10 protein-coding genes are annotated in these 11984 nt (G+C 67.1%); 3 read left to right on the top strand and 7 right to left on the bottom strand.

From position 1 onward, the window contains the following. Position 1 precedes the first annotated feature (1 nt). The 4 genes from H8F26_RS03570 to H8F26_RS03555 form a co-directional block, all read right to left on the bottom strand. Positions 2-208 carry a hypothetical protein gene (locus tag H8F26_RS03570; RefSeq protein ID WP_197157517.1) on the bottom strand — a complete coding sequence of 69 codons (207 nt, stop codon included), beginning with the start codon at positions 206-208 and terminating at the stop codon, positions 2-4. Further along, positions 208-2211, bottom strand: a complete 2004-nt coding sequence (gene uvrB / locus H8F26_RS03565; RefSeq protein ID WP_197157516.1) for an excinuclease ABC subunit UvrB — start codon at positions 2209-2211, stop codon at positions 208-210. Before uvrB ends, H8F26_RS03570 begins: the two co-directional genes overlap by 1 nt. A 60-nt stretch (positions 2212-2271) precedes the next feature. Next, positions 2272-2658, bottom strand: a complete 387-nt coding sequence (locus tag H8F26_RS03560; protein WP_197157514.1) for a phage holin family protein — start codon at positions 2656-2658, stop codon at positions 2272-2274. Positions 2659-2778: 120 nt separating this feature from the next. Continuing rightward, complete coding sequence (locus H8F26_RS03555; RefSeq protein ID WP_197157513.1) at positions 2779-3561, bottom strand: DUF561 domain-containing protein; 783 nt, start codon at positions 3559-3561, stop codon at positions 2779-2781. A 23-nt stretch (positions 3562-3584) separates the two neighbouring features. Here H8F26_RS03555 and tilS point away from each other — a divergent pair, with 23 nt between their 5' ends. Both tilS and H8F26_RS03545 read left to right on the top strand, forming a co-directional pair. Then, positions 3585-4721, top strand: a complete 1137-nt coding sequence (gene tilS / locus H8F26_RS03550; RefSeq protein WP_231605440.1) for a tRNA lysidine(34) synthetase TilS — start codon at positions 3585-3587, stop codon at positions 4719-4721. Then, positions 4714-5706, top strand: a complete 993-nt coding sequence (locus tag H8F26_RS03545) for a hypothetical protein (RefSeq protein WP_197157512.1) — start codon at positions 4714-4716, stop codon at positions 5704-5706. The genes tilS and H8F26_RS03545 overlap by 8 nt, the downstream gene beginning before the upstream one ends. Before the next feature lie 48 nt (positions 5707-5754). On the opposite strand, the gene H8F26_RS03540 is transcribed toward H8F26_RS03545, so the two are convergent. From H8F26_RS03540 to H8F26_RS03530, 3 genes are all read right to left on the bottom strand, one after another. Further along, the gene (locus tag H8F26_RS03540) at positions 5755-7788 is read right to left on the bottom strand and encodes a ribonuclease J (protein ID WP_197157510.1); all 2034 of its coding nucleotides are present in this window, start codon (positions 7786-7788) and stop codon (positions 5755-5757) included. Between the two features lie 92 nt (positions 7789-7880). Then, positions 7881-8768: a 4-hydroxy-tetrahydrodipicolinate synthase gene (gene dapA, locus H8F26_RS03535; RefSeq protein WP_197157508.1), complete on the bottom strand. Its 888-nt coding sequence runs from the start codon at positions 8766-8768 to the stop codon at positions 7881-7883. 29 nt (positions 8769-8797) lie between these two features. Beyond that, the gene (locus H8F26_RS03530; protein ID WP_197157506.1) at positions 8798-9895 is read right to left on the bottom strand and encodes an aspartate-semialdehyde dehydrogenase; all 1098 of its coding nucleotides are present in this window, start codon (positions 9893-9895) and stop codon (positions 8798-8800) included. Between the two features lie 640 nt (positions 9896-10535). Between H8F26_RS03530 and tig the strand changes: the two genes are divergently transcribed. Further along, positions 10536-11918: a trigger factor gene (gene tig, locus H8F26_RS03525; RefSeq protein ID WP_197157504.1), complete on the top strand. Its 1383-nt coding sequence runs from the start codon at positions 10536-10538 to the stop codon at positions 11916-11918. Positions 11919-11984: the final 66 nt, after the last annotated feature.

The raw sequence follows: 11984 nt of genomic DNA, 5'->3' as shown, positions 1-11984 counted from the left end.
CTCAGCGCCGCACCAGAAACGGCAACGCGATCAGCAGCAGCCCCACGATCAGCTGGGGCAGCACGCCGGGCAGGAAAAAGGGCACGATCATCAGCAGGATGCCGCTCACCAGAGGGACCAGCGCATCCTGCTTACGGCCATACAGCACGAAGGCCATGCCCACGAAGCCGAGCATGAGGCTGAACATCAGCTCGGCGGGGCTTGGCATCAGGCCCTGCCCACCAGCTTCTGGCGCAGCTGCTTGATCCGATCGCGGAGATTGGCGGCCTCCTCGAACTCGAGGTTCTTGGCCGCCGCCTTCATCTTGTCCTCCAGCTGGGTGATCAGTTCCGGGAGCGATTCCAGCGGCACCGCATTGTTCTCAGCCTGCTCAGTCGCCTCTTCAAGCTGTTCATCACTCAACCGGCGGGAGACCTCCAGGAAGGCGAGGATGGCATTGCCAGCCCGCTTTCCAGCCGGGGTGGGGGTGATGCCGTTGGCCGCGTTGTAGGCCTGCTGGATGGCGCGGCGGCGCTCGGTTTCTGAGATCGCCTTCTCCATGCTCTCGGTGAGGTTGTCGGCATAGAGCAGTGCCACCCCTTCCACATGGCGGGCCGCCCGCCCGATCGTCTGGATCAAGGAGCGTTCGGCTCGCAGGAAGCCTTCCTTGTCGGCATCGAGAATCGCCACCAGCGACACCTCCGGCAGATCGAGGCCTTCGCGCAGCAGGTTCACCCCCACCAGCACGTCGTACACCCCGTTGCGCAGGTCCTGGATGATCTCGATCCGCTCGATCGAGTGAATCTCGGAGTGCAGATAGCGCACCCGCACGCCGTTCTCGGCCAGGTAGTCGCTGAGGTCTTCCGCCATCCGCTTGGTGAGGGTGGTGATCAGCACCCGCTCCTGCTTCTCGGCCCGGACGCGGATTTCCCCCAGCAGGTCGTCCACCTGCCCCTCGGTGGGACGCACCTCCACGATCGGGTCGAGCACGCCGGTGGGGCGAATCACCTGCTGCACCACCTGATCCTGGCTCTGGGCCAGCTCCCAGCTGCCTGGTGTGGCACTCACGAAGATCGTCTGCTGCGCCTTCTGCCAGAACTCCTCCCCCTTGAGCGGGCGGTTGTCGGCGGCGCTGGGCAGGCGGAACCCATGCTCGATCAACACACTCTTGCGGCTCTGATCGCCGTTGTACATGGCCTGCAGCTGGGAGCAGGTGACGTGACTTTCGTCCACCACCAGCAGCCAGTCGTCCGGGAAGTAATCGATCAGGCACTCCGGCGGCGTGCCGGCCGGCCGGCCGGCCAGGTGACGGGCGTAGTTCTCGACGCCGTTGCAGTAGCCCACCTGCTCCAGCATCTCGAGGTCGTAGGTGGTGCGCTGCTCAAGGCGCTGGGCCTCCAGCAAGCGGCCCTGGCTGTTGAGCAGGTCAAGCCGCTGGCGCAGCTCGGCGCGGATCTCGCCAATGGCTTCGGCCAGGCGCTCCTTCGGCGTCACGAAGTGCTTGGCCGGATAGATGTTGATGGTTTCAAGACTCTGAAGAATCTCGCCGGTGGTGGGATCGACGTAGCGGATCGCCTCCACTTCATCGCCGAACAGCTCCACCCGCACCAGGCGATCTTCATAGGCAGGGCCGATCTCAAGAACATCGCCGCGAACACGGAAGCGACCGCGGGAGATCTCCAGATCGTTGCGGGAGTACTGATTGTTGACCAGCTCCCGCAGCGAAGCGCGGAGATTGAGCGTGTCGCCCACCTGAAACTTCACCGCCGCCTTGAGGTACTCCGATGGAATGCCCAGGCCGTAGATGCAGCTGATCGAGGCCACAACGATCACATCGCGGCGCTCGAACAAGGAACGGGTGGCCGAGTGGCGCAGCATGTCGATCTCCTCGTTGATCGACGCCGTTTTGGCGATGTAGGTATCGCTGACCGGCACGTAGGCCTCTGGCTGGTAATAGTCGTAATAGGAGATGAAGTATTCGACGGCGTTCGTCGGGAAAAATTCGCGCAGTTCATTGCAGAGCTGCGCCGCCAGCGTCTTGTTGTGGGCCAGCACCAGGGCAGGCCGCCCGGTGCGGGCGATCACATTGGCGATCGTGAAGGTCTTGCCGGTGCCGGTGGCTCCCAGCAGGGTCTGATAACGCTCACCACCTTCAACCCCGCCCACGAGGGCCTCGATGGCGGTGGGCTGGTCGCCCTTGGGCTCGTAGGGAGCGTGCAGCTGAAAGGCCATCGGGCCATTCTCACGGTTGTGGCCGATCAGTGCTGCCCGCCCGGCTACGGGTTGCCGGCCTCAGCCCCGCTCCAGACCGAACACCCTCAGAACCGCGCCGGTGAGCAACGTGTAGACCAACGCTCCCAGCACGGCACTGACCAGGCCGTTGCGCAGCCGGAACTCCGGGATCAGAGAGGCCGCCAGGGCAAACAGCGCCACGGTGATCAGGCCGTCGAACAGCCAGCTGATCGGCGCGATCAGCCCGCCCAGGCTGGTGATCACCCAGAGGGGTGCCAGCAGCAACTTCAGCAGCGGCGCCAGCAGCGCCCCCAGCAGGCTGATCACGATCACAGCCAGCACCGCCGCGCCGAAGCTCTGCATCTCCACCCCCAGGGGCAACTGGGCAACGATCAGCAGCACCACGGCCCGGATCGGCCACTGCAATAGCCAGGCCAGTGAACCCATCGATCCTTCGACGCAGGGAATGCCACGAGGCTAAACAAGGCCCCAGCAAGGCGCTAGGCAAGCTGCTGGCACAGCAGCTTGCCTAGCCAAACAGCCGGCGCCTGACCGGGTGCCTGCGATTCAGCGATCAGCTGGCACAGCGTTCGTCGCAGCTGCTGCCAGAGCCACCGGCGCCAGGGCATCGCGCAGACCGCGCACCACCGCCACCATCGCCAGTTCATCGTCAAGCCGGTTCACGGCGGAGCCCACACCCACGCCGGCGGCACCGGCGGCGATGGCCAGCGGCAGGGTGACAGCGGATAGGCCGGAGGCGCAGAGCACCGGCACGGTCACGGCTCGGCTGAGGGCATGGGCGGCCGCCAGGGTGGGCGCCGCCTTCTCGATCAGGCCGAGACTGCCGGGGCTGAACGGCCGGGCACTGGTGCCGCCTTCGGTCTGGATCAGATCGGCGCCGGCGGCCACCAGATCGATGGCTAGCTGCTCCTGCTGATCCAGGGGCAGCACGTGGGGCACGGTCACCGAGAGCACCCCATCGCCGAGCAGCTCGCGGCTGCGGCGGGTGAGCGCCAGCACGTCCTCGGCCCCGAAGATGCGGCCCTGGGGGTAGAAGCTGTCGTAGTTGCCGATCTCCACCATGGCGGCGCCAGCGGCCACCGCTGCGGGGAACAGCTCGGGATCCACCGCAGACACGCAGATCGGCAGACCCGAGGCGGCGGCCGCCAGGGTCACCAGCTCCGGATCACAGGCCACATCGATCAGGTCGGCGCCACCGGCACCGGCGGCTCGGCTGATCCGCTGCACGGCAGCGGCATCAAAGTTGGAGAGACCGGCGATCACCTTCAGGGCCCGGCGCTCGGCGATGGCGCGCTGCAGGGAGCTGGGCAGGCTGGACAGACGCGACATCGGCGGCGCAGAGAGCTGGATTCGTGATTCTCCCATCTGAAACCGTGAACCCCCACGAAGCGCCAGCTGGGGCCCCGGCCAAGGCCCAGCCGCACTGGAGCGCCGACCATCTGCGCCTGCACCAGCTGCTGCGTCAGCAACCCCAGCTGCTGCCCGCCGGCGCACCCCTGCTGCTGGCCGTCTCCGGCGGGCAGGATTCGATGGCGATGACGGGCCTGCTGCTGGATCTGACACGCCTGCATGGCTGGTCGCTGCAGCTCTGGCATGGCGACCATGGCTGGCGGCCGGAATCAGGCCAGCAGGCCGCCGAACTGGCCCAGTGGGCCCAGCAGCACGGGCTGGCGCTGCAGATCGATCGCGCCGAAGCGCTGGCGCCCAAGGAAGCAGCGGCGCGGCACTGGCGGTACACGCGGCTGGCCCGCTGGGCCGAGCGGCTGGGTTGCCAGCGGGTGGTGACGGCCCACACCGCCAGCGACCGGGCCGAAACCCTGCTCTTGCACCTGGCCCGCGGCAGCCATCGGCGCGGCCTGGCCAGCCTGCGGCGCCAGCGCCCCCTGCTGGAGCCGGCACCGCCAGATCCCGCTGCCGAGACAGCGATCCAGCTGGTGCGGCCACTGTTGCTGTTCAGCCGCAGCGACACGGCCCGTCTCTGCCGCGAGCTGGGCCTGCCGGTCTGGACGGACCCCAGCAATACCGATCCCCGCTTCGCTCGCAATCGGCTGCGGCAGGAGGTGCTGCCGGTGCTGGAGCAGCTCCATCCCGGCGCCACCCGACGGATCGGCGCCCAGGCCGAAAGGCTGGCCGAGGAACTGGAGCGGGACGAGGAACTCGTTGCACTGGCCCTGGCCGGCCTGCATACCACTCCCGCGACTTCCACCCACGAGGTTTTCACCCACGAGGCTTCCTCCCTCGGCCGGCAGCTGCAACGGGCGCCGCTGGTGGCCCTCAGCCTGGCCAGCCAACGGGCCCTGCTGCAGCACTGGCTGAGCCAGCACAACCTGCAGCCTCTCTCCAGCCGTCAGCTGGAGACGCTGCTGGCCCGCCTGGCGCCGCGCCGCGGTCCTGGCCGGCTCGATCTGGCCGGAGGCTGGCGCTTGCGCTGGGATCGCAGCACACTGGCCCTGCTTGGGCCCACCGCCGGATCGCTGCTGCATGACTGAGACCCAGGACCATCTCTACGCGGCCGTGGAACTGGCCTACAGCGAGGCCCGGTGGTCCGAGGCCCTGTCCATCGGTCAGCAGCTGCTGGGGCAACTGGATCCAGCAGCGAATGCCTCGCTGAAGGTGCGCCTGGAGCTGCTGCTGGGCCACATTCAGCTCTATGGCTTCGGTAATGCCACCGCTGCCGCCGAGCACTACACCACGGTGAGTCAGGCCAGGCCGGCCCCGATCCTGCTGGACATCGCCCAGCAGGGGCTGGAGCATTGCCAGGTGTTGCTCGGCGGCAGCGCGGGGGCTGCACCGGTGCTGGACGGCATCGAGCAAGGGGATGTCGTCCCGGAGGGCTCGTTGCTGGGGAACTCCGATCCTGATCAGGAGCGTGGCGAAGCAGAGAATCCGGCAACCCCAGCGCCAGCTCTGGACGGCACAGCGGCAGCCACAGGCCTGGAAGACGGATCGACGCCGGAGACAATCGAAACGGCCGGTGCGACAGGCGCGGCGTTCCCCTTCACGCCCACGGCGGTGGCCAGGGGAGGAATCGCCATGCCTGCGGCGGCCATGCCCTGGATGGTGGATCTGGGTGCCAGCGATCCCGGAGCCCAGCCCGCGGCAGATGGCGCCGTGGCGATGGCCTCCAATCCCTTTCTGCAAGCTTCACCAGTGATGCCGGCGGGTATCACCGTGCCGCATTTACAGGCGGATCCCCAAGAAGCCGCTGCTGAACCCACAGCGCCGGCGGCTGCAGTGATGGCTGTTGCACCGATCGCGGTGGAGGTGGTGGATGAACCCGAGCTCATCGAGGTGAATCAGGCTGATCCCACCCGGGCCGAGGAGATCGAGGTGGTTCCTGTGGAAGCCAAAGGTGGGGCCAGCCTCACCCTGGAGAAGACCGGGGAGGCAGAAGTTACCGTTCCGCCGCCCCTGTTCACTCCGGAGGAAGAGGAGGAGCTGGCCCGCGGACTGCTGCGGGTGGTGCTGCGCTGAGGGCGCACGCACCACTCCTGACAGAAGCGGGCGTTCAACAACCGGGGATCAACCGGCCACGGCAGCGGAGCGGCGGCGGCGGGTGCGTCCGACCGGCTCCTCCTCCTTGACCGCCACCTGCCGGACGGCTGCGGCAGGTGCAGCCACAGGGGGTGCCACCGCGACAGCGGCGGCAGATGCGGGCGCTGATGCAACGGCCGCTGCAGCGGCCACTGGTTGACGCTGGGGGGCGCCGTTGCCGTTGCGGATGATCTCCCGCCCGCCATCACGACGACCTCGCGGCGCGGGACGGGTATCGGGTTCGGCATCAGCGCGCCCCTTGTAGGCAGGCGTACCGGCCGGGGCGGGCTGCACCAGGCAGATGATCAGCGGCTCCACCTGCAGCTCGCGGCGCAGGCGACGCTGCAGCCCCAGTTCGATCTCGCGCTGCACACCGACCCAGTCGACGTCGGGGGCATTGCCGCCGCTGTTCCGGGCCAGCTGGCTCCAGCGATTCTCGAGCACCCAGTTGATCTCGCGCTCGGTCCAGACCGAGAGCTTGCGGGCATCGGCGGTGGTGACCACGCCGCGCAGATTCACCCGGGGCGGGGCCGCCATCACACCATCGGTGCTGATCACGGTGAGCAGGTTGATCACGCCGTCTTCCGCCAGCTGCTGGCGCTCCTTGAGCACGCGCGCATCGACGATGCCGTTGCGGGAGGCATCCAGCAGCTCGATGCCGGCCTTGACTGCTTCTCCTTTGCGGATCGAATCGGGGGTGAGTTCGACCACATCGCCGTTATCGATCAGCAGCATGTTGTCGGCGGGCACCCCCATCGACTGGGCCGTCTTGCTGTGGCAGACGAGCATGCGGTGCTCACCGTGCACCGGCACGAAGTACTTGGGCCGGGTGAGGGCCAGCATCAACTTCTGGTCTTCCTGGCAACCATGACCCGAGACGTGGATGCCTTCGCCCTTGCCATACACCACCTTGGCGCCGAGCATCATCAGGCGGTCAATCGTGTTGACAACGGAGATGGTGTTGCCCGGAATCGGACTGGCCGAGAAGATGATCGTGTCGCTGCTTTTCACCTGAACCTGCGGATGCTCACCGCGGGAGATGCGGCTCAGGGCGGCCAGCGGCTCACCCTGACTGCCCGTCATCAGCAGCAGGGTTTCGCGATCGGGCAGATCGCGGATCTGCTTGATCGGCACGAACAGTTCATCGGGGGCACGCATGTAGCCGAGCTCCCGGGCCTTGGCGATCACATTGAGCATCGACCGACCCAGCAGGCCGACTTTGCGGCCGTTCTTGAGCGCCAGTTCCAGAATCATCGCCACCCGATGGATCGAGCTGGCGAAGGTGGTGATGATCACCCGACCCTCAGCCTGGGCGATGTGCTGGTCGAGTTTGGGGAACACGGCCCGCTCCGAGGGCGTGAAGCCGGGTACCTCCGCATTGGTGGAGTCGCTGAACAGACACAGCACACCTTGCTCGCCATAGTGGGCCAAGCGGGCCATGTCGAAGTGCTCGCCGTCGACCGGCGTATGGTCGAACTTGAAATCACCGGTGAACACCACCACCCCGACCGGCGTGGTGACCGCCAGGGTGAAGCTGTCCGCCATCGAGTGGGTGTTGCGGATGAACTCCACCTTGAAGTGCTTACCCACCTGCACCACATCACGTGGGCCCACCGTCTGAATCACCGTGCGATCGGTGACACCGGCCTCCTCCATCTTTCCCTGCAACAGGGACATGGCCAGGCGGGGGCCATAGATCACGGGGATGGTGAAGTTCTTAAGGTGGTGGGGGATGCCACCGATGTGATCTTCGTGACCATGGGTCACGATCATCCCGCGGATCCGTTTCTGATTCTCACGCAGATAGCTGGTGTCGGGCAGCACCACGTTGACGCCGTGCATGCCATCGCTGGGGAAGGCCAGGCCGGCATCGACGAGCATGATGTCGTCGCCGTATTCGAACACGCAGGTATTCTTGCCGATCTCATGCAGGCCCCCCAGGGGAATCACCCGCAGCGCCGGGGTCTTGCCATTGGCGCCGGGGGAGGAGCTTGGACGAGCGTGGCCGTTCTGATTGGTCATGTAGGAAAAAGGAAAGAAGAAAAAGAAAGAGACCGATGAAGCGAGCGTAAGGACGGATGGCGGTCCGTCGTCGGGCAGCGCAAGCCTTGGCGTCAGGTAGGACGCAGGGCAGCCAGGACAGAGATGAGGCGTTGACGCACGTCGGTATCAGCGGAAAGAAGGGGAAGACGGGGAGCACCCACCGGCCAGCCGCAGATCTCCAGGGCGGCTTTGACGGGGATGGGATTGGTGGTGCAGAACAGGGCTTTGCACAGGGGCAGCAGCTGCTCATGCAGCGCCAGGGCAGCGGCGGCATCGCCAGCGAGGAAGGCCTGGATCATGGCCTTGATCTGGGGGCCGGCCACGTGGCTGGCGACGCTGACCACCCCGACGGCCCCCACGGCCAGCATCGGCAGGGTGAGGGCATCGTCGCCGCTGTAGATCGCCAGCCGATCCCCGCAGAGCAGGCGCAGCTGGCTCACTTCTTCGGTGGTGCCGCTGGCGGCCTTGAAACTGACCACGTTGGGCAGATCCAGCAGGCGAACCACGGTGTCGGGGGCCAGGCTGCAGGCGGTGCGTCCGGGGATGTTGTAGAGCATCAGCGGCAGCTGGGGCGCTGCCTCGGCCACAGCCCGGAAATGGGCTTCCAGGCCCGCCTGGGGAGGCTTGTTGTAATACGGCACCACCACCAGGGCGGCATCGGCACCCAAGGCAGCCGCGGCTCGGGTGGCCTCCACCGCCTCGGCAGTGCAGTTGCTGCCGGAGCCGGCAATCAGTTGGGCCCGGCCGTCGATCGCCTCCTTCACGGCGGCGAACAGACGGTGCTCCTCCTCCCAGCTGAGGGTGGGAGATTCGCCGGTGGTTCCGCACACCAGCACCCCATCGGAGCCATGGCTGACCAGGTGATCGGCGAGGCGGCCAGCCAGCTCCAGGTCCACCGACCCATCGGCGGCAAAGGGGGTCACCATGGCGGTGACGACCCGGCCGAAGGGCGCGTTCATCCAGGGCGATGGTGCCGTGTTCCCAGGGCTCAAGCGGCACCTCCGGCAGAAACGGTCGCCGCCGTCAGGCCGGCAGGATCGCGCAGCAGCTCGGCGATCTGGATGGCATTGAGGGCCGCACCCTTGCGGATCTGATCACCGCAGAGCCAGAGCTCCAGCGCGTTGGGATCGCTCAGGTCCTGGCGGATCCGCCCCACCGCCACCGGGTCGCGGCCGGTCACATCGGTGGGCATCGGGAAGCGGTTGGCCTCGAAGTTCTCGAGCAGTTCCACCCCGGGCGCCCGGGCCAGAAGCTGCCGCGCCTCCTCCACCGGGAAGGGCTCGGCGAATTCAATGTTCACGGCTTCGGAATGGGCCCGCAGCACCGGCACTCGCACACAGGTGGCCGTGAGCCGCAGATCGGGCAGCCCCATGATCTTGCGGGTCTCGTTCAGCATCTTCAGCTCTTCCTCGCAGTAGCCACTGGGCTGCAGGGGGGAGTTGTGCAGGAAGAGGTTGAAGGCGAGGGAATGGGGCAACACCTCACTGACTGGCTCACCACCGTCGAGCACGGTGCGGCTGAGGCGCTGCAGTTCCTCCATGGCACGGGCACCGGCGCCGCTGGCAGACTGATAGGTGCTCACCACCACCCGGCGGATCGGGCGTCGGGCCGCCAGCGGTGCCAGCGCCAGGGTGAGCAGGATCGTGGTGCAGTTGGGGTTGGCGATGATGCCGCCGTGGCTGAAGGCGGCCTCGGGATTCACCTCCGGCACCACCAGAGGCACCGATGGATCCATGCGGAAGGCACTGGAGTTGTCGATCACCACGGCGCCGGCCGCGGCCGCCAGCGGCGCCCATTGCTTCGACACCGAACCACCGGCCGAGGCCAGCACCAGATCAACGCCGTCGAATGCCTCCTCCGTCACCGGTTCGATCGTGAGGCTGCGCCCCTGCCAGGCCAGGGTCTGGCCGGCGGAGCGGGGCGATGCCAGGGGCCGCAGCTCGGCCACGGGGAAGCGGCGTTCATCCAGAAGTTGCAGCAGCTCCTGGCCAACGGCGCCGGTGGCTCCCAGGATCGCGATCCGCAGGGGGCGCTGCGGCAGGGCGGCAGGGCGGGCAGCGGTGGTGAGGGGGTGAGAGACGGTCAAGAGCGGTGGGAACGGGTGGGATCCATGGCGTCAACGGCCAGGGCTGTGGCTGAGAACCAGGCTGTGGGCGAAATCCGGGCTGTGGGCGAAAACCGGGCAGCCTGTGAAGGAGCGCTACGGAGTCGGGGCGCCGAGCCGAAGCGGTTCGGGTAGGCCGGGGCCGCGATCGGGGAAAGCGGTGGCTGAGGCCGACCGAACCGGTCGGCAGGGTGGGGAGGCTGGGGAGTGGGTGAACGTGAAGTGGAAAAGCTGGCGGCGCCGTATCGGATGTGGTGACCGGAATGGGGAGCTGTCTCCAGGCTGGGCTCGAGCCGTGGCAGAGGCTTCAGAGGGATGAGGCGCCGGGGTGTGCGTCAGGCCAAGTCGACTGTGAACACTCGACTGCGAGCCATCAACCGTTAACAATCGATTGAAACCAATCCATTGTCTCGCTTCAAGAATCGCTGCTACGGGCGACCTTGTTCAGGCGGCCTCGACCGGGATCGAGACCGTTGCCGCAGGTTCCGGCACAGGCCAATCAGCCCAGGCCAGACCGGCAGCAGGGATATGGACGTCATCGTCATCCTCCGCACAATACGTGGCGCGGCGTGTCCTGGGCCACTTTCTAGGATGAGGGGCTGCCTGTTGATCCGCCCCCGTCATGCCTGCCACCGCCGAGTCCGCCAGCCCCACGGACCGCAGCCCAGCGCTGACGGTCAGCACCAGTCCAAGGCCCGGCAGCCGCATCGCCGTGGAGGTGGCCGTCCCTGCCGCGCGCTGCCAGGCCAGCTACGACACCGCCCTCGAAAAGCTCAGCCGCACGATCAAGCTGCCCGGTTTCCGCAAGGGCAAGGTTCCCCGGCCGGTGCTGCTTCAGCAGATCGGACCAGTGCGGATCCGCGCCACCGCCCTTGAGGAGCTGGTGGAGGCCATCGTGCAGGAGGCGATCCGGCAGGAGGCGATCGACGCGATCGGCCGCCCCGAACTGAGCGAGGGCTTCGAGGAGCTGCTGGAGCGTTTCAGCCCCGGCAGTGAGCTCACCCTCACCCTCGTGATGGATGTGGAGCCCAGCCCGAGCCTCAAGGCCACCCGGGGCCTGAAGGCCGAAGCCGAGACCGTGCCCTTCGATCCGGCCCGGGTCGACGAGCTGATCGAGGAGCAGCGCAAGCGGCTGGCCACCCTGGTGCCGGTGGAAGATCGCCCGGCCGCCGCCGGTGACGTGGCCGTGCTGAGTTTCGAGGGGGTCTATGCCGACACCGAGGAAGCGATCACCGGTGGCAGCAGCGAGACCATGGAGGTCGAACTCGAAGTGGATCGGATGATCCCCGGGTTCGTGGAGGGGGTGATCGGGATGGAAGTGGGGGAGAACCGCACGATTGAGTGCCAGTTCCCCGACAGCTACCCCCAGGAGGAGGCCCGAGGCCGCCAGGCCCGTTTCGCGATCACGCTCAAGGAGCTCAAGACCCACGAACTTCCCGCCCTGGACGACTCCTTCGCCCAGCAGGCCAGCGACAAGCAGACCCTGGCCGAGCTGCGCCAGGACCTGGAGCAACGGCTGCAGGAGGACGCCGAGCAACGCACCCGTAGCAACCGCCACAACGCCCTGCTCACCGCCCTGGTGGAGCAGCTGGAGGTGGAACTGCCGGAAACCCTCGTGCAGGAGGAGATCCGCGCCCTGATCGAGCAGACCGCCGGCCAGATCGCCCAGCAGGGCATGGACGTGAAGAAGCTCTTCACTCCCGATCTGGTGCGCAGCCTGATGGAGACCTCAAGGCCGGAGGCGGAGCAGCGTCTCCGCCGCAACCTGGCCCTCCAGGCCCTGGCCGCCGCCGAAGCGATCGAGGTGGCCGCCGAGGAGATTCAGGAGAAGCTGCGGGAGGTGAGCCGCAGCCTCAGCGACAGCGACGCGATTGATCCGGAGCGCCTGCGGCTGGCGGTGACCGACGACCTGCTGCGCAGCAAATTGCTGGAGTGGCTGGAGCAGAACAGCACCATCGAAGAAACCGAGGCGAACCCGACGGGAGATCCTGCAGCCGAGGCCTAAGCCAGGGGCCTGAAGCCAGGGGCCTGGCAGAATCGCCCACTGACTTGAATCCACAGGCCTGGGATT

The sequence above is a fragment of the Synechococcus sp. CBW1006 genome, from assembly GCF_015840525.1.
Classification (GTDB): Bacteria; Cyanobacteriota; Cyanobacteriia; order PCC-6307; family Cyanobiaceae; genus CBW1002.
This window is presented reverse-complemented; position numbering and strand designations above follow the sequence as displayed.